The 19,054-nt window shown below is 51.8% G+C and carries 15 protein-coding genes; 1 reads left to right on the top strand and 14 read right to left on the bottom strand.

Features of this window, described 5'->3' with window-relative positions; translation table 11 throughout:
• Nucleotides 1-10: 10 nt before the first annotated feature.
• From rhaM to ACYVJM_RS02675, 5 genes are all read right to left on the bottom strand, one after another.
• Nucleotides 11-325 (bottom strand): L-rhamnose mutarotase, encoded by a 315-nt coding sequence (gene rhaM / locus ACYVJM_RS02655; RefSeq protein ID WP_461147722.1) that lies wholly within the window; start codon nucleotides 323-325, stop codon nucleotides 11-13.
• Nucleotides 326-407: 82 nt separating this feature from the next.
• Nucleotides 408-1,544 (bottom strand): glycoside hydrolase family 88/105 protein, encoded by a 1,137-nt coding sequence (locus ACYVJM_RS02660; protein ID WP_461146652.1) that lies wholly within the window; start codon nucleotides 1,542-1,544, stop codon nucleotides 408-410.
• A 24-nt stretch (nucleotides 1,545-1,568) separates the two neighbouring features.
• Complete coding sequence (locus ACYVJM_RS02665) at nucleotides 1,569-2,999, bottom strand: FGGY-family carbohydrate kinase (protein ID WP_461146653.1); 1,431 nt, start codon at nucleotides 2,997-2,999, stop codon at nucleotides 1,569-1,571.
• A gap of 85 nt (nucleotides 3,000-3,084) precedes the next feature.
• Nucleotides 3,085-4,359: a sugar isomerase gene (locus ACYVJM_RS02670; protein ID WP_461146654.1), complete on the bottom strand. Its 1,275-nt coding sequence runs from the start codon at nucleotides 4,357-4,359 to the stop codon at nucleotides 3,085-3,087.
• Nucleotides 4,360-4,698: 339 nt separating this feature from the next.
• Entirely contained in the window at nucleotides 4,699-6,804 is a 2,106-nt protein-coding gene (locus ACYVJM_RS02675; protein ID WP_461146655.1) for a bifunctional aldolase/short-chain dehydrogenase, read from the bottom strand.
• A gap of 194 nt (nucleotides 6,805-6,998) precedes the next feature.
• Here ACYVJM_RS02675 and rhaT point away from each other — a divergent pair, with 194 nt between their 5' ends.
• On the top strand, nucleotides 6,999-8,036 hold the full coding sequence (gene rhaT / locus ACYVJM_RS02680; RefSeq protein ID WP_461146656.1) for an L-rhamnose/proton symporter RhaT: 1,038 nt from the start codon (nucleotides 6,999-7,001) through the stop codon (nucleotides 8,034-8,036).
• 87 nt (nucleotides 8,037-8,123) lie between these two features.
• Here the strand turns inward: rhaT and metF are convergent, their stop codons facing one another.
• The 9 genes from metF to ACYVJM_RS02725 all read right to left on the bottom strand — a co-directional run bounded on the left by metF (nucleotide 8,124) and on the right by ACYVJM_RS02725 (nucleotide 18,911).
• On the bottom strand, nucleotides 8,124-9,083 hold the full coding sequence (gene metF / locus ACYVJM_RS02685) for a methylenetetrahydrofolate reductase [NAD(P)H] (RefSeq protein WP_461146657.1): 960 nt from the start codon (nucleotides 9,081-9,083) through the stop codon (nucleotides 8,124-8,126).
• 35 nt (nucleotides 9,084-9,118) lie between these two features.
• Nucleotides 9,119-9,430 carry a hypothetical protein gene (locus ACYVJM_RS02690; RefSeq protein WP_461146658.1) on the bottom strand — a complete coding sequence of 104 codons (312 nt, stop codon included), beginning with the start codon at nucleotides 9,428-9,430 and terminating at the stop codon, nucleotides 9,119-9,121.
• A gap of 16 nt (nucleotides 9,431-9,446) precedes the next feature.
• On the bottom strand, nucleotides 9,447-10,214 hold the full coding sequence (locus ACYVJM_RS02695) for a phosphatase PAP2 family protein (protein WP_461146659.1): 768 nt from the start codon (nucleotides 10,212-10,214) through the stop codon (nucleotides 9,447-9,449).
• Between the two features lie 107 nt (nucleotides 10,215-10,321).
• Nucleotides 10,322-13,684, bottom strand: coding sequence for a UvrD-helicase domain-containing protein (locus ACYVJM_RS02700; RefSeq protein ID WP_461146660.1), 3,363 nt, complete (start codon nucleotides 13,682-13,684; stop codon nucleotides 10,322-10,324).
• A gap of 110 nt (nucleotides 13,685-13,794) precedes the next feature.
• Nucleotides 13,795-14,325 carry a hypothetical protein gene (locus ACYVJM_RS02705; RefSeq protein WP_461146661.1) on the bottom strand — a complete coding sequence of 177 codons (531 nt, stop codon included), beginning with the start codon at nucleotides 14,323-14,325 and terminating at the stop codon, nucleotides 13,795-13,797.
• Between the two features lie 79 nt (nucleotides 14,326-14,404).
• Nucleotides 14,405-15,529, bottom strand: coding sequence for a histidinol-phosphate transaminase (gene hisC / locus ACYVJM_RS02710; protein ID WP_461146662.1), 1,125 nt, complete (start codon nucleotides 15,527-15,529; stop codon nucleotides 14,405-14,407).
• A 104-nt stretch (nucleotides 15,530-15,633) separates the two neighbouring features.
• The gene (locus tag ACYVJM_RS02715; RefSeq protein WP_461146663.1) at nucleotides 15,634-16,416 is read right to left on the bottom strand and encodes a LytR/AlgR family response regulator transcription factor; all 783 of its coding nucleotides are present in this window, start codon (nucleotides 16,414-16,416) and stop codon (nucleotides 15,634-15,636) included.
• The gene (locus tag ACYVJM_RS02720) at nucleotides 16,413-17,588 is read right to left on the bottom strand and encodes a sensor histidine kinase (protein ID WP_461146664.1); all 1,176 of its coding nucleotides are present in this window, start codon (nucleotides 17,586-17,588) and stop codon (nucleotides 16,413-16,415) included. Before ACYVJM_RS02720 ends, ACYVJM_RS02715 begins: the two co-directional genes overlap by 4 nt.
• A gap of 150 nt (nucleotides 17,589-17,738) precedes the next feature.
• A complete protein-coding gene (locus ACYVJM_RS02725) occupies nucleotides 17,739-18,911 on the bottom strand; it encodes a sensor histidine kinase (RefSeq protein WP_461146665.1) in 1,173 nt (390 codons plus the stop codon).
• Nucleotides 18,912-19,054 lie beyond the last annotated feature (143 nt).

The following is a 19,054-nucleotide window of genomic DNA, read 5'->3' on the forward strand; positions in this document are numbered from 1 at the left end:
CATTACTTGATCAATGCTGATGGAACACTCGTTCCAGTGGGGTCGCCACGGGCGAATTATCCGGATTCGTCTCCATCAAGTCGGCCATGTAGGCCCACCAGCGCTTCATAATGGGCAATCCGGGCAGATCGGCGGTGGTGTGGTTGGGCAGTCGTTTCTGAACTGCGAACAGGGTTCCTGTATTCCGGTCGAGGTAAATGGAATAATCCCGAATACCAGCCTCTAGTAGGGCCTGGGTTAACTCGGGCCAAATTTCGTCATGACGGCGCTGGTATTCGGCCTCAACGCCCGGCTTTAATTTCATCGTAAACGCTACTTCTTCCATCATCGGGTTTCATTGGTATTAACACAGAAATAGCAGATAGAACGGCTATAAACAGCGGTCCTGATCCGTTACATCCGTGTTCCTATTGTTTCAGTTTATACAATTCCGTACCGGCCAGCAGAAAACAGCCCAGGCCATAATCCTCAAAATCGGGCTTGCTGTCGTAGGTTACCGGCTGACCATCCTTGGGCTCTTTGCCCGTTCCCTGCACATACCCCAGAAAACCATTCGGGTGAACCGATTCGGTAGCCATGGCATTCCAGGCTTTGGTGATGATGGGTTTGTAGACGTTGCCGTCCAGCAAGCCGTGGTTAATCCCCCAGGCCATTCCATAGGTGAACAGGGCCGTTCCGGTAAGTTCTTTGCCACCGAAGTTGGCCGGGTCGTGCAGGCTCACATTCCAGAAGCCATCCGTTCGTTGCAGGGGTGGCAGAGCTTGCATCATCTCAAGGTACGTTTTCTCATACTCGTCGCGATGGGGAGCGTCTTTCGGTAAGATGTCGAGTACCCGAACCAGCGCAGCCACGACCCAACCGTTCCCCCTCGACCAGTAGCAGTCTTTTCCGTTTGGTTCTTTGTAGGGCGGCACAAAATCCTTATCCCGCCACCATAACCCGTCTTTTGGATTATAAAGCCCATTGCCGCCGTGTCGGGTTTTCGAGTACATGTATAGCTGGTACATCTTCTCGAAATAGCTCCGGTCGTTCTCCAGCACGCCTAGCTGTGCAAACACGGGCATCGCCATTTGCAGGGCATCGACCCAGTTCCAGTCATCAACTTTATCGCTCTTCACCATCGCATCGATGGACGCTTTAATGTCGTGCAGTCGTTCGGGCTTTTTATCAAACTGATAAAGGTCAATGTAGGTCTGGCCGCAGCACTGGTCATCCGCATTACGCGTATTGACACCGCTTCGCAAGCCCCACTGGTGTTTTTCGCCCCACTCGAGAGCGTAATCATAACAAGGTTTCTTTTTATCAATTCTGTACAGAGCCATCAGCCCTTCGTAATAGACGGCCCGCGTCCAGATGTTACTGGGGCGTGTTTTGTTGGTTACGATTTCCTGACCGGGATCGGGCCACGTTGCCATGAAGTAGGCATTAGCCAGCGTCATTTTTGCCAGAATCTCCTTCCTGGCAGGAAGTTTCTGCGCCTGTACAGTGAATGCAACAAACAGCCATAACAACCTAAGGCCGCCAGAAAGCGGTTTATTAGTCATATTAAAAAAGTTACCTAAAACAATTTAAGCGACAACGGGCCCCGTATACTTTTTGAGCTCAACGCAATCGGTAGGCATGGGCAGTGCATTCCAGTGATGATGTACAGCCAATGCTGCTCCCAATGCCGACGCCTGAGCTACAGACGCGGCATACACATCCAGGTCAGGAAAAGCGCGGGCGAGGAGGTTCATGTAAATCGGGTTTTTTCCGAAGCCGCCATCGACGAAAATCCGTTTCACCACCACACGGCTGCTGGACGTATCGTTCAGTACCAGATTAGTCGAGACCAGTTGCTGGGCCACAATATCGAGGATAAGCTGATGGTAAGCCTCGTCATAATCAGCAAAATCTGCCAGGTCACGCTGCCCAAATAAAGAGCCCTGCATGGACAAAAGCTGCTTGCCTTTCGCATCGGCTTCGGTCGTTACCTGACTGACATGCTGGCGCAGTTTCTCAATGGTTTCAGGATTGTACCCCACCTTGATGTATTGATCGACGGGAACAGAAAAATGCCCGGCAAGGCGCTTGATCTGCTGTTCGTGCTCGTAACCGGCGAACAACCGGGACGATTTGACAGACTGCCCTTTGTAATGCATGTAGTTCAGACAATCGTACTGCAATTCTTCGGCGGTGAGCGGGCTACTATTGAACGGGTTCATGCTCACGCACCAGGTTCCGGTCGAGATCAGCACAAAGGGGTTTACTTCTCCATCGTTCTGTGTAGAGGCCAGATACGGAATCAAAGCCGCCGAACTGTCGTGCAGTCCCACCCCCACCTGAACGGATTTGCCGCTGAACGTCATCGCTTTGGCCGAATCTGACGGTACGATGGGCGCCAGATATCCGGCCACCTGTTCCCTATCCACCCACTCATGATACCCTTGCCGGTCAAAATCCCAGAGCATGGTATGGCACCCGATGCTGGTCAGTTCAGAAACCGGCCAGTTGGTAATCAGGCTACTTACGTATTGCGGCAAATGCAGCGTGTAGGCCAGCTTCGCCATTACATCCGGCTGTTCGTACCTGAGTCGATACAATTGAAGTCCGGAATTAAGGCTCCCCAGCGAAGGGGAAGCTGTTTTGCGGGTTATACTGGTTTCTGGCCCGTAGGCGTCGAAGAACTGCTGAAGGAGTGCAGGCGGATACGCTTTCAGGTAATTATAAAGGGGACAAAGCGGCTTGCCTTCCTGGTCCACATGGACCATGCTGGCCCCGTACGTTGAGAAGTTTACGGCCCGGACGTCATAATCAGGCAAGGCTAAAACCTCGTCCAGCGCTGTTTTTACCCAGTTTGTGAGCCGATGAACATCTTCGCACAAGTCGCCGTCCTCATCCGTAATCTCCGTAAACTGCTCAGACCGCTCGTGAACAATCCGGTAGCTTTCATCGAAGAGAAACAGCTTCTTATTGGTTTTCCCAATATCGAAGACGGCAATAGCAGACGTTTTTTCCATATAGTATGTCTGATGTATGATATAGGATGCAGGCAGGTATTTACATTGTCACCCATACTGCCTACATCCTGTTTCATACATTTAATTAAAGTCCCGTAGCAACTGTTTTGGCTCCGCGTTCCCCGATCAATTGCTGGCGAACATCCAACTGCCGGTATAAACCAAGGGGATTGAGCGACGCACCCGCCCGCCGACGCGCTTCGGCAACCAGTGGCCGAACATCCGTACGGAAAGCATCCTGTAGAATTTCCTGCGCCCGAACGGCGTCGTTGGCTTCGCGGGCCTCTTCCAGTGCTTCGCGGTCAACTAACAGGGCCTGGGCATACGCCAACTGGATAGCTTCAACCGACTGAAGCAGGTCTTCGAGCGGGTCTTTTACATTGTGGCTGGCGTCGATCATCCAGCCTAGGTCGGTAGCGTGGTTCATACCTTTGGCATCCAGGCCGTCGACCAACTCGGTGAAGATGAGGAAAAGCTGATATGGTTTGATGCTACCCGCCGTCAGGTCGTCGTCACCGTACTTGGAATCGTTAAAATGGAAACCACCCAGTTTGCCCTGATGCAGCAGAATTGCAACGATCTGCTCGATGTTGGCATTGGGCAGGTGGTGACCCAGATCGACCAGCGTATACGCTTTCGGGCCGAGTTTGTTGGCGTAGAGGAAGCTGCTGCCCCAGTCACCAACGGTCATCGAATAAAAGTTGGGCTCGAACGCTTTGTACTCGACAAAGACTTTCCAGTCGTCGGGTAAGGCCGCGTAAATTTCTTCCAGGCTCGACAGTGTCCGGTCGAAGGCTTTCCGGAAATTAAGCTGCCCGGGAAAACAGGAACCATCCGACAGCCAGACGGTGAGGGCCGTAGAGCCCAGTGCTACGCCATGCCGGATCACCTCAATGTTGTGGTCGATCGCCTGCCGACGAACGGCGGGGTCGGCATGCTGGAGCGACCCGAATTTGTAACTCAGTTCGGCATCGGGCTGGTCCTGAAAGGTGTTGGAGTTAACAGCATCAAAACGCAGACCATGTTGAGCCGCAAGTTGTTTGATAGCCTCCGGATCGGTTGGAATGTCCCAGGGAATGTGTAGGGATATAGCACCACTGGCGCGGTTTAGGGCGTGCAGCAGGCCCACATCGGCAATTTTCTCTTCCAGGCTGCGCGGTTCTCCCCCACCCGGAAACCGGCCGAAGCGGGTGCCGCCGGTACCCAGTGCCCAACTCGGTATTGCAATCTGAAAGTCAATTAGCTTCTGGATGATTGGTTCCGCCTTAGCGACCTCTTGTGTCCAGTAAGACAGTTTACGCTGGTGACCTTCCAGCAACGTCTGATTATACTCGGCGATGTGTTCGGGTTGAAGATTCATAAGGGTTTAGATGCTTTTTTGTACCCACTATTCTAAATAATGGAATGTATACAGTTGTCACAAAGAGCGATTGGCATCTTTACCTCGTACGGGTGTACATCCTGAATCAGAAAGAACACCATCGTACAGTTACATTCATGGATGAATTTAACCGGTTTAAGGCCCACTAAGGATTACCAACCGATGATGTTTGATGAATTGAGCAACCGTTAAAATGGTTGATAATGACGCGTGATCCGTTTGACTACCTCACAAATAAATTTGTGGTCAGATAAAAGCTATTTGTGCGGTACGGTTTATGACTTTTAAAACAAAAAGCCATAAACCGTACACTTTTTTTTACCGAACAAAGGCCATGGCTACACCACCGTCGACGTTCAGCACGTTGCCCGTTGACTTTGACAATAAGCCGTTTACGAAAGCCAGACAAGCGTTGGCGATATCATCTGGTAAAATGATTTCGTTCAGCAGAGTACGCTTGGCGTAATAGCCGGGCAGTTCTTCGACCGTCACGCCATAAGCTTTGGCACGACCCTCGGCCCAGGCACCCGCCCAGATTTTGGAATCGGAGATAACGGCGTCGGGGTTCACGACATTGACCCGGATGTGGTCTTTGCCCAGTTCGGCGGCATTCAGGCGACTCAGGTGCAGTTGAGCGGCTTTGGCTGAGCCATAACCGGCATTGTTCGGACCCGAAACCAGCGCGTTTTTGCTGACAATATTCAGCACATCACCGCCCAGTTTCTGCTTCCGCATCACCTCAACGGCTTGCTGAGTTACCAGGAACTGACCTTTCACCAACACGTCGTACAGCAAATCCCAGTCTTTTTCGGTATGTTCTTCAATAGGCTTCGAAATGCTCAGGCCAGCGCAGTTCACCACGATATCGACCCCGCCAAAGGCGAGCGCAGCGGTACTGTAGGCGTTGGCAATGGTGCCGGAATCCGTTACGTCCAGCAGGGCGGCTGCGTAGGCATCTTTGCCATATTGCTTCTGAAATTCGTCGTTGGCACCGGCCAGCCGGTCGGCGTCATTGTCGTTGATCACCACAACGGCTCCTTCGGCCAAAAACGCTTTGGCGATGGCTTTACCGATTCCTCCGGCGCTGCCTGTAATCAGAGCAATTTTCCCCGACAGTGGTTTCGGTTTTGGCATCCGCTGAAGTTTCGCTTCTTCCAGCAGCCAGTATTCGATATCGAATGCTTCCTGCTCGGGCAGGCCCACGTAATCCGAAACCGCTTCGGCCCCTTTCATTACGTTAATGGCGTTGGTGTAAAACTCGGCTGCCACCCGTGCCGTCTGCTTGTCTTTGGCGAAGGTGAACATACCCACACCCGGCCACAAAATTACCACCGGATTCGGGTCGCGAATGGCGGGGCTGTTGTCATGCTTGTTGCGCTCGTAATAGGCCTCGTAATCGGCCCGGTAATCCGCGAAGGCTTTGTCCAGATAGGCGCTGCTCTCTTCACCCGAAAGCTGTTCGGGGTCTAATACCAGCGGGCGGATTTTGGTGCGCAGGAAGTGGTCAGGGCAGCTGGTACCCAGCCGCGCCAGCCGGGGCAGATCGTTGGAGTTAACAAATTCGAGTACCCGTGCATCGTCGGTAAAATGACCGATCATCCGGCGGTGACCCGACGCCAGACCGCGTAAAACCGGCATAAGTGTTGCGGCCTTCGACTTGCGGGTGTCGGCATCTGTATTTTCACGGGCGGGGCCACCAAATACCGGGCGTTTTTTGCCGTAGTTGGCATTCAGGTACTCAGAAGCCTGCTCGATGACTTCCAGCGTATTCATGTACGATTCGTAAGACGTATCGCCCCAGGTGAACAGGCCGTGTCCACCGAGGATAACACCCCGTAGATTCGGGTTATTTTTTACGGTTTCTTCGAGTTTCAGGCCCAGGTCGAAACCGGGTCGCTGCCAGGGAAGCCAGGCAAGCTGGTCGCCCCAGATTTCGTGCATGATGGCTTCTCCATCGCGGCTGGCGGCAATGGCAATCAGCGCATCGGGGTGGAGGTGGTCAATATGTTTGAATGGCAACAAGCCATGCAGAGGTGTATCAATGGAAGGCGCGGCACATTTGGGGTCGAACAGACAATGGTCGAAGAGGCCAACCATTTCGTCTTCAAACTCAAGGCCCCGGTACCGCTTTTTCAACGCATGAAGCCGGTCCACGTAGAGATTAGCGCATCCTTTTTTGGTTAACGTACCAATGTCTCCACCCGATCCCTTTACCCACATCACTTCGACTGGCTCGCCTGTCAGTGGATTAGTTTCCATCAACTTAACTGATGTATTTCCTCCGGCATAGTTCGTTAGGCGCAGGTCGGCACCGAGCAGATTTGAGCGATAGATAAACAGCGCGACTTCGTCGCCAGCCAGTTCTGCCGCCTTTTTATCGTCCCAGAGGTAGCTAACATAATTGAACGCTTGCGTGGTATTCATAGAAATTAAGTAAGTAGTATCCGTCAGCAATCTTGTTTTAGACAAAGTAAGTGCAATATTTTTTCTCCTGCTTCATGTACTCTCCTGTTAGTGTTATTAAATAATTTTATTGATAAGTCCTAAAGAAACGGGCAGGAGAGAACAGGTGAGTTTTGGTAAAGTGAGTCAATACATTCGAAAAAAATTAAGAAAAAGTGGCCGTATTCCTGGGTGTTATCTTTCATGCGCTGGGGGGCTTTGCCTCTGGCAGTTTTTATCTACCGTACAAAAAAGTCCGTGGCTGGGCATGGGAAAGTTACTGGCTGATTGGTGGTCTGTTTTCCTGGTTGGCAGCCCCCTTGCTTCTCGGTTCACTTACCGTACCCAATCTCTTCGATGTGCTGGCTAAATCACCCAGCGACACCATTTTCTGGACGTACTTCTGGGGGGTTTTGTGGGGCTTTGGTGGATTGACATTCGGCCTGGCCATGCGTTATCTAGGCCTGTCGCTGGGTATGGCCGTTACGCTGGGCCTTTGCGCCGTTTTTGGCACACTCGTACCGCCCATCTGGCAGGGTCAGTTTGGCACGCTGGTTGGCACCACATCCGGGCAGGTCATTATGCTTGGACTGGCTGTTTGCGTATTGGGCATTTCCGTTTGCGGCATCGCCGGGATGATGAAAGAACGGTCGCTGACCGATGAACAGAAAAAGGCTGTCATTACCGAATTCGATATCCGTAAAGGGCTGATGGTCGCCGTATTCTCGGGTATTATGAGCGCCTGTTTCTCATTCGGCCTCACCGCCGGGCAGCCCATCGCCGACCTGGCCGTTAAGAATGGGACGGACCCGTTGTACATGAACAATGCCGCGCTGGTCATTATCCTCCTCGGCGGACTAACCACCAACGCCATCTGGACCATCTACCTGAACATCCGTAACAAGACGTATACAGACTATGGGAATATATCCACCCCCATATTGACAAATATTATTTTCTGTGCCATGGCTGGCTTTACCTGGTATTTCCAGTTCTTCTTCTACGGCATGGGCGACAGTAAAATGGGGGAATACCGCTTTTCGGGCTGGACACTCCACATGGCCTTTATTATTGCTTTTAGCAGTTTCTGGGGCCTTTACCTCCACGAATGGCGGGGCGCCAATAAGCCAACCATGCGTACGATCTCGCTGGGCATTACCATGGTTGTGCTCTCGACGGTTATTGTCGGGGTGGGCAACTACCTGGCCGAGTAAAGTCTCGTTTCAAAAAAATGACTGTGGGGGTCAAGTGTCAGCTGCTTAACGCTGACACTTGACCCCCACAATTGGTTTACGGCTTATTTAAAATACCTCCCGCGCAATTTTCATGATATTGTCGGACTTGCCCATGGTGTAAAAGTGCATAACGGGGGCACCCGCTTTTATTAACTCGCGGCACTGCTGAATGCACCACTCCACCCCTACCTGGCGAGCCTGCTGGTCGTTTTCGCAAGCTTCTACGGCGCGGACCAGATCCTCGGGCATGTGCAGATGGAACAGCTTTGGCAGAATCTGAAGATGCTTGCGGGTACTAAGTGGTTTCAGCCCCGGTATAATGGGCACCATGATACCCTCCTGCCGACAACGCTTCACAAAGTTCAGGTACTTGGCATTGTCAAAAAACATCTGGGTTACGATGTAATCCGCCCCTTTATCGATTTTCTGTTTGAGGTACTGAAAGTCGATATCGTGATCAACGGCTTCGAAATGTTTTTCAGGATAAGCCGCTACACCAATGCAGAAATTACTGGGCGCCAGGGCCGTGTCTTCTTCGTGCAGGTAAACACCCCTGTTCATATTGGCAACCTGCTCAACCAGTTCACTGGCGTAGGAATAACCATTTTCTTTGGCTTTGAAGGTCGAGAACGGCTTGGCGGGATCGCCACGAAGTACCAGGGCATTATCGATGCCCAAATAATGCAGGTCGATCAGGAAATCTTCGGTCTCCTCCCGACTGAACCCTCCGCAAAGCACGTGTGGCACGGGGTCCACGCCAAAGCGGTGCATAATGGCGGAACAGATGCCTACGGTGCCAGGTCGTTTGCGGGTCACTATTTTCTGAATGGTGCCATCGGGTAGCGGCCGTTCAATGTATTCTTCGCGGTGGTAAGTGACGTCAATAAAAGGCGGTTTGAACTCCATGAGCGGCTCGATGTTGTCGAGTAGGCTTTTCAGATTGTCCCCCTTGATGGGCGGAATGACTTCAATTGAGAAGATAGGTTTGCCGTTGGCGGCTTTGATGTGTTCAGTAATTTTGGTCATTTCATTAAAACTCACAGATGAACGGCAGGCACCGCTTACTTTTTCATAAAACGCCCCAGTCCCGACAAATAAATAGCCGTTGCAATCATGATAACGACTACCGCAGCGCCAATTACAAGGAGTAACTCTCTTTCTGTTGTGAACCGTTCAATGACAAAGGATAGTCCAAAAAAGATACTTCCAATTCCCACGCAATACAGACCTGCGTAGCGGGCCAGTTCGCCTTTTTTTGACGGATTGACTTGGCGGCTATCCACATTCGATAAAAGATTTATTGCCTTGTATCGCCAGATGTAAGCCCCCAGCACCGCGAGCCCAAGAGCCGTACCCAACATCAGCATGTTCATAGCAGCGTGCGGTTTATTAACGCGAAAACACCGCTAACCGCAGGTAAATTCCATTGGCCAGCCCATTGCTCCAGGGCTGTATATCGAGTCGGCGGCCCAGTTCGCTCTGGTTTTTAACCTCGTGCAGTTTGGGAATTCCCCAACCCACCAGCGAGCCGAATGCAGCTCCCGCCAGTAAATCGGTTGGGTAGTGCAAACCAGCCTCATAACGCAGGATGGACGTTGCCGAAGCCAGCCCCAGAGCCCCTACCCACACCACGGGTTTTAATCGGGAATGCGGGAAATAATGCCGAAAGACTTCGCCGGTGAAGACGGCTGTAGAGAAGGAAATCGTGGCATGGCCGGAGAAAAACGACTGGCTGGCATCCCGTGTTAGTTTCTCTTCCAAAGGAGCTGCAGGATTATAGACAAAAGGCCGGCTCCGTTGTGTAATGGCCTTTATCGTCCGTTCGATACCACTGGATAGCGCCACCGTTTCAATGTACATTACGGCAACGGTTTTAAAATCCTGTCGCATCGGCTTTGTGCCCAAAGCCAGCAAGCCCAGTGTCGCTATATTTCCAGCCAGTGTTACATCGCTAAGTTTATCGGCAGTGGGCGACCAGTGGTAGGTAGCTTTCCGATCGAAGTCGTTAACATCCATGCGGTTAAGACCGGCTACCTGACCAGCTGTCAGCGGGTCAACAGTGGAGCCGAGCAGGACAGATGTACCAAATGGAGCGACACCCGCACCCAGCAGAGTCAGTTCCCGGCCCGTTTTTAAGGCATAAGGCGACTGTGCCAAGGAAACATTAAGGTAGCATGTCGACTGAAGAATAAAGAGTAAGCCTAAAACCTTTTTTCGGCAACCAAATTCTGAAATATTCATCATAGCTTAACTAACAAACATTCTTACAGTACGTTCATCACTTCGGGAACATCCGCCAGGTACACTAATCGTCCTTCCACTTCCGCATAGCCCATATCCCGGTACAAACGGGTAAAGTATTTCAAGGTATCCACAGGCGAATACGTCTTTTCGAATTCGGTTTCCGATTCGGACGTCGTCTGTCCTACCGGCAAACTAACTTTCGATTCATACTGCACCAGCACAATGCGACCATCTGGAAAATGCACTACGCGGTTTGGGGCTCCATGCACCCGTTTATTACTCAGAATACTGCGGTCTGTGTCAATACGCAGGGTTGAATCGAACAGAACGGCTAAAGCCGGATGCGAAACAATCATCCGCAAACTCTGCTTCAGTTCGTCGCACTCCACCTGACGAACGAGGCCTTCGCTCACGAGCTGACGGAGCACTTTGTCGATGCTTTCAGGCCCCCTGATCAGACTCAGTGCCGCGCAAAGCTTACGGTCGCGTTCGCGCGTTCGCTCAAACGTAGCGACATCAAACATCCGGTCGGCCTGTCGGCGTAGCTGTAAGTCCTGCCCCCGATGCCCGCTTACAATTTGATCCAGCACGATTTCATCGAGGGATTCATCCGTTTTATGGTGCGGATAATAATCAGCGCAGAGGCTGATCGGGTAACTGAATACGCCCTCCTGCCAGGCACAGCCGCAGTTGCGGGCCACCTCACTATCCCGCAGAAACGCGTGCAGCCAGTGGCTAATGGTGTTCTGCTGGCCTTTGCTGAAATCCTTAGCTTCGCTGATGACGTACAACCGATCCGTCGGTCGGGTGAAGGCCACGTAGAGCATATTCATATTTTCCAGAAAGGTACGCGTCAGTTCCTCTTCATACTGTGCCGCTACGACAGCCGGGGCACCACGCAGTTTACTGGTCGTGTTGGCGGGTGCCGATATCAGCCGGGTTAGCTCTCCAACACTATCTTCATATGTCAGCATATCGCTCCGAATACCACTCAGGTCGAGCCAGATGGTACTATCGTTGATGGGTTCCACCCGCCAGTTGGCGAAGGGAATAATAACTACAGGAAACTCAAGACCTTTCGATTTGTGAACCGTCTGGATACTTACCGCATTACGGGCGTTGCCCTCCACCGAAATCTTTTGCCGAACGCCTTCCCAATACAATAGAAAGTCGCTCAGGTGGCCGCTCCGCTTTTGGTTAAACGCCAGCACTTCGTCGAGAAACCGAAAGAGGAATGGGTTATGCTCCGCCTGATTGAACAGGTTAAACTGCGCAGTTAGTTGCTCGGCCAGTTCGTACGGGTTGAGTTGCCCCAATGCGTAGGGATCGAGAGGAAATCCTTCTTCGGCCAGGTACGCATAGAGGGCGTCGATGTCACTTTCCGCAACGGCTCGCAGTTTGGCGGTGAGGGTATTATCCGGAAAAATATCCTGCACGACCCGATGGAACAGGTACAGCAATTCATAGCGAAGCAGTTTCTGGTCGGGCCGTTGCAGTAGTTGCATGAGCGTCACCAGCCATTTGACCGGATCGGAGAACTCCAGCGACAGCGAATCGGCCGATACGAGCGGAATTCGCCGGGCATTGAGCTCGTTGGCGAGGGCTTTGGCGTGAGATTTCTTGCGGCACAGAATCGCGATATCACCGTATTTGTAGCCATCATCCAGGGCTTTATTCAGGTGTTCCATCGCTTTTTCGAGCATCCGGGCGGTCAGGTCTTTATCCGTTTCTTCGTCCTTTGCCACAAAGTCGATCTGTACATGCCCGGCGATGTTAGCCTTGGGCTGCGCCTTCTGATGAAACAGTTTCTGCCCATCGAAGACATCGGTCAGCTTCGGGTGGTCTATTTCGAACTTGCGGGCAGTAAACTCAAAAAAGTCGTTGTTGAAGTGAACGATGGGTTCGGCACTGCGCCAGTTGGTATCCAGAAGTTCGTCTTTCAGATGCCCGTCGAGCATATCGATGCGGTCTGCTGTCCAGGAGCCGGGGTTGTGCGCCTGTTTCAGACTATCGAGGTCTTTGCGATGCAGGGCAACAATCTGGTCCATATCGCCACCCCGGAAACGGTAAATGGCCTGCTTTCCATCGCCCACGGCCAGGTTGAAATGGCCCGCACCCAGAGAGTTTTCGATGAGCGGCAGGAGGTTAGCAAACTGCAACCGCGACGTATCCTGAAACTCATCGATCAGGATGTGGTTGTACTTCGTTCCCAGTCGCTCGTACAGGAACGGCACCGGTTCCGATGCCACGATGTTCAGAATTTTCTTGTTGAATTCGGAGATATGTACCCGGCCGTCTTTCCGCAGCAGATCATCGAACTCCAGCCGCATCTGCTTTAGCAAGGCCAATTTCTGCAGATGGGGCAGCAGACAATCGAACAGCGTTACCTGATGGTTACTCTCTTCCCGGATACGATTTATGTGCTCAAAACAGGAACATAATTCGCTGGCGATAGACTCAATTGAATTTGTGATACTAGCTGGAGTTTTAGGCAAACACCATTCTCCAGAATCAATCTGTTTCCGGTGCGTATCCGTTGGCTCTTTTTCAAAATTCTTAAGCGCAATCGTTTTAAAATATGCAGCGACGCTGTTCTTCTTGCCTTTAAAATTATCTTCATCCAGCCCCGCATCGGTAATCAGTTTCCAGGCGCGTTGCCCCTGCCCGATAATATCCGTTTCGATCTGCTGATTGTGGTTCAATAACTGCAACCGAATGGCCCGCAATGCCCCCGGCGATAATTTCTGTGCCGCATTGACAGCTTCATAAAACTGGTCGGAGGTGAGGTTTCGACCAAACTCTTTCAGCAATTCAGGAAGCTGGTTCCAGCTTTTGCCCTCGGCAGCCGTATGGGTGTAGTACTCGCTCAAGATGGTCGTTATTTCCTCCATCTCGTCGGTACCGGCCTTTTCGATGAGGTTGTCAATGGCCAGTTCCAGCACTTCGTCGGTATCCATTTCGACATCGAACGAATAGGGCAACCCAAGTTCATCCGTAAAGGCCATTACGACCCGCTGGGTGAAGGAGTCAATGGTGGTTACGCTAAAATCGGCATACCGGTGCAGAATCGTTCTAAAAACAGAGGAGGCCCGGCTGCATACCTCCATTTTCATTTCCTCGAAAAAGTCGGTGCCCGGCGTAAGGTCGTACAGTTCAGCAACCAATTCGTTGAGGAGCGGGGATTCCTTCTTCCCGGACATCTCCGACAAGTTTTTTAGAATCCGGTTCTTCATCTCGTTGGCGGCTGCGTTGGTGAACGTAACGGCCAGAATACGGCGAAAATAGTCATCCTTCTCACCCGGTCGCAAGGCCAGCTTCAGGTACTCTTTCGTCAGTGTATAAGTTTTCCCCGACCCAGCCGAAGAACTGTATATTTTGAACATGGGTGTTTTTTTAGGAGTGAGGAGTGAGAAGCGAGGAGTGAGAAGCCATCCGGCGGCATTTATGACGCGTCAGCCCTCCACACTCCCCGCTCCAAACTCCTAGTACCCCTTTAAAAATTATACCGCAACCCGATTCCGGTGTTCAGGTTGAGGAAGAAAGGTGCCTGGAGCAGCTCGACATACGCCCCGGTTTCTAGAAAGAATGAATAGGGCTTGTTTACCGGGAAATATTCGAGGCCGCCAATGCCTGAACCACCCAGCGACAGGGTATTCTGATAATCGCCATTGAGCCGAAGCGGATACGTTCGTCGGTTGTTGATCTGCCCGCCAAAGCCGTAGTAGGCCCGAATACTTTCGCTTTTGGTAAGGGCGGTGTGCCACAGATAGTGTCCCTGTATGGCCAGTCCAACCGTTTTGTAATCGCCGGGACCGTAACTTCGTTTGGTGCCGTAGAGACCGCCGTAGGTGCCGATGTTCAGGTCGAAAGCGTGGTTATTGCCAAAATACTTGCGGATGTTTACGCCCGATGGCTCACCCAGCCGGACCCCTACCGACCAGTTGTTGTATTGAGCCATAGCGGCATTCGATGTTGTCAGCCAGCCTAGCAAAGCCAGTGCACTTACCAATACTAGTTTTCTCATAGAGCAATTTAACGTTTGTTCTGCTTAGACCATCTCCACTCCCCAACGTAACAGGGTCAGGATTTACCAGACAGGCCGGTCACGCATTGGACACAAGTTCGGGTTTAGTAGCTTCGTCGCCCGTGCCGAGGGGTAAATTAGTGCTTGGCAGTACGTCGGGCATTTGCCGGAGTACGGCCATCAACCGCTCGTTTTCGGTCGATGTACCCACCGAAATACGCAGACAACCGTCGCAAAGTTTCACATTTGAGCGGTCACGGACAATAACCTGCTGGCCGATGAGGTATTCGAACGTTCCTTTGGCATCCACAAACTGAACGAGAAGAAAATTTGCATCGGAGGAGTGTACGACCTGCACCGCTGGCAACGCCCGTAATGCATCGGCCAGCGACTGCCGTTCGGTGAGGATTTGCGCCACCATGGCATTCTTTTCGGACTCATTGCCCAGGGCTTCGAGGGCCAGTGCCTGCGTGGGTGCCGAGATATTATACGGCGGCTTTATTTTATTCATTACCCGAATCAACTCTTCGGAAGCAAAGCACATACCGAGTCGCAAAGCGGCAAGTCCCCAGGCTTTCGAGAACGTCTGAAGCACAACCAAATTGGGGTAGTTATCCAGCTCGCGGGTCCAGGATGGCGTATCGGCAAAGTCGATATAAGCCTCATCGACAATAACCAGAGCCTGCTTGGCCGCGTCGAGAATTGTACGGATGGCTTCCGGCTGGAGCAAATTACCCGATGGATTATTGGGTGAACACAGCCAGATTAGTTTTGTGGTATCGGTAATGGCGGCCAGCACGGCAGCGGTATCCACCAGAAAATCGGGCGTTAGGGGGACTTTCGTAATCTTAACGTCGTTAATCGACGCCGACACTTCATACATGCCGTAGGTTGGCGGCATTATCAGCACCGAATCGACCCCTGGCGTACAGGTAGCCCGAACGAGCAGGTCGATGGGTTCATCGGAGCCATTGCCCAGGAAAATCTGCTCTGGCCGAACGCCCTTAATGGGCGCCAGCCGTTGTTTGATGGCCCACTGGTGTGGGTCGGGGTAGCGGTTGTAGTTTCCGGTGGTAGTGGAACCCAGCGGATTTTCATTGGCATCCAGAAATACCCCCTCTTTACCGGTATACTCATCACGCGCGGAGGAGTAAGGCATCAGGGTAAGAATGTGCGGGCGGAGGAGGTTGTTGAGACTAAACATGGGCGTACGATCACATAAAAGAATGGCGCAAATATACCGCCTTCCCGCCGACCTAACCAGTTTTGGCCTCAAACAAGCTCATTCATTCCGGACAAGCTTGGTCGTCATTTTCCCATCCAGAGTTTGAAATCACTTACTTTTTCACGGCTGACAAGGGCCTCTTTATCGAAGATGGGTTTTAATTGCAGGGCCAGCCGATTGCCAAAATAAGGCTGAATCTGCTCCACGGCCTGATGCGTCACAATAACCCCCCGATTGATCCGAAAAAAACGGGCCGGATCAAGGGCATCGGAAAGCTCATCGAGAGTGTAATCGACCAAAAACTTCTGCCCGGTATGCATGGCAAAAAAACTGTAGCGATCTTCGGTATAAAAGTACGCAATCTCACCCACCTCTACCGAAAGCATTCGCTGGCCCTGGCGCACCAAAAACCGCTGGCGAAAATCGCGGGATACCTGACTCTGAAGCTGTTGCAAAAGCTTTTCAATATTGACGCTCGGCGTTTCGACAGACCGGCTGCGGAGGTCCTCATATTTCCTGAGGCTGCGCTGCAAATCCTCCCGCTGTACGGGCTTCAGCAGGTAGTCGATGCTATTCACCTTAAAAGCCTGTAGGGCGTACTCATCGTACGAAGTGGTAAAAATAACGGTGCTGCGCACGGTGGTGCGTTCAAAAATCTCGAAGCTCTGTCCATCGGCCAGTTCGATATCCAGAAAAATCAAATCGGGCTCCGGCTTACCGGTCGACCGCAAATTTTCCAGCCAGTCGACGGTATCATCAATGCTTGCGGTTACGCCCGCTACGAGCAGGTCGGGTGCTACTTCGGTCAATAATTTTCTGAGCTTGCGGACCGCTAATTCTTCATCTTCAACTATCAGGGCATTCATAGGTTCGTTTGCGTTTTTGTCAGTAGAGGTAAGGTAACCGTAAAATTATCAGGACCGGCCACGATAGCCAGTTGAGAACAGCCCAGTAGCTGGTATTTTGCCTGGATATTCATCAGCCCGAACTGAGTTGATTCAAACCGGTTCAGGCCCGACCTTATATTCTTCCGCTGGAGATTATTCCGGACGATCAAAAACCCGTCATCGGTCGTTAAAATTTCGATTTTAAGCGGTCGGCTCGCCAGAATGACGTTGTGTTTCACCGCATTTTCGACCAAAAGCTGAAGCGTTAGCGGAGGGATCCGGTGCTGCCGATATCGTTCATTTACATCAATGGTCAACTCTAGTCCGGCCCCGTGTCGTGTTTTGAGCAGGTGGTAGTAAGACTCAATAAACGTCAGTTCACTTTCCAGCGACGTCAGTTGATCGGCATCTTCGTCGTCGGAATCTTCTTCCGCCACTCCCCTATTTTCGTCATTTCGCCGAGTAGCAGACGACCGTTTGGCAGGCTCTCGATTCGTCTGGAGCATGTATCGGTACACACTGGCCATTTCGTTGACAAACTGCTCCGCCCGCTGGGGTTCATCGGCGATCAGTGACGACAGTGAGTTGAGGCTGTTGAACAGAAAGTGGGGATTGACCTGACTTTTCAGCCCTTGTAACTGGCCCTGCAGATTTTCTTTTTTGAGCTTCTCCTTATTCATCTGGTGCTGCTGCCACCGGTAAAGCGAGTAGGCGGTTTCGTAGATGCCAACCAGTAGAAGAATGGCGATGAAATCGAAGATATAGACGTTCGATACGTTATTGTAGGTAAGCTGCGAGCCAAAGGGCCGGTAGTGGATGAAGTACCAGGTGTACACCAGCAGGAACGTACCCGACAAGCCGCAGAATGCAGCCACGGTCAACCCCGCCCGAAGCACCGTTTGTCGCAGACCGGGATACCGATGCGCAATGGCGTTGGCCGCCCAGTCGTGGGTAATGAACGCAATTGTCGACAGTAGCCAGATAAGCAGAGTAGCCCCCACAAACGGCCGCCAATGGCTTAGATACGATTGTCCGATGAGCAAATAACTGATCAGCGGCACAAACCAGGGCATCAGCAGCATGTAAGACCACATCCCACGGGTCGTCAGGCGAAGCCAGCGACGAATACGGTCAACGTGTGTCTTGTTCATGGCTAGTCTGATTGGCTTACCGGGTTAGGTGGAAGGCGGCAATGGGCTGGAATTCGGACAACGAATAAAGATAACGTCAGGGGTCAGAAAAGGCGCGTCTGGCTTGTCTCAACTGGCATAATTGCGGGATGGACTGTAGGCGGAAGCCCATTAGCCGGTGCCCGAAAACAGCAAAGGCAACGCCACCCGATAGTAGGTGTCTGTCGACTCGATGGCAGGCGATTTTTCACTTAACCGCCGGTACTTTGCCGTTAAGCCACTCAGGCCGGGGCCGCCCATCTCCAGCCGGATTACCTTCCGCAGACGGTTGTTGGTTACCTGCAGCCAGCCTTCAGGTGTTACATCAATCCGAATAACCAACGGCTTTTCGGCCGACATCCCATTGTGTTTGATGGCGTTGTCGATCAAGGTTTGCAGTGTTAGAGGTGGCAGACGGTAATCGGTGAAGGGTATTTTTTGCCGGTCTGGTCGCTTGATCTGAAGGCTCTTCCCATAGCGTATCTGGAGAAGGTCGGCATAGGAATCGATAAACTCCAGCTCGGCCAGCAGGGTCACCAACTCACCCGGATCGCCGGTGGATGCCGCATCCATCTGCCGGCCAGGTTGCAGCATGTACCGATACACCGAGGCCAGTTTGTCAACGAACTCTTCTGCCTGGCTGGGCTCCTCACTAATCAATACCGAGAGAGAGTTAAGGGCATTGAACAGAAAATGCGGATTCAGTTGTCCTTTCAGCGAATCGTACTGCCGCTGGATAATCTCGCGCTGAAGTTCTTCATCTTCCTGAAGGTCATTGTTCCATTGGCTGTACATATACACCAGCCCCAACACCATACACAGAAATATGCCAAACAGTAAACCCAGCACCAGAATTGGCTGCATGGCCGACCAGGTAAACGGAGTGCCTGTTAGCGGCACAAGGCTATACACCCACACATCCAGACAGGCCAGTAAGCCCGTCAGTGTAATAACGGTTGCCAGCATAACCAGCATCCTGACCAACGTCTGGCTGGCCGTCGGGTAGCGCTCAATAACCGCCCGGATGGTAAGTGTTAAGGCAACGACAGACAGCCAGTAGAGCCCAACTATCAGACCCGTTCCTACCGCAAACACCAGCGGATCGGTAAAGTAGCGTGGACCGATGAGGTAGTAATTACCAACGGGAAACAACAGGACCATCATCAACAAATGATACCGCCACTCGTATCTGGAGAAGAAACGAGGTCGGCGAATCACCCCTGCAGGACGATTTATCCAGTTGGTACGGTAGGCCATCATAAAATGAATACCGAATTTGGCATTCACGCTGTTCACTGATGGCATAAAATCGAATGAACTGTAAAAATTTCTGTCTGAACTGCGAAAAATAGCGTATGAATTGTTTTGTTATGCCTTTAGCAAGTACTTACTAGTTTATACCATGCTCTTCTCAGAAACTTATCCCGGTCTGGATCTTCAATTCGTTT

The organism is Spirosoma pulveris, from assembly GCF_054781875.1.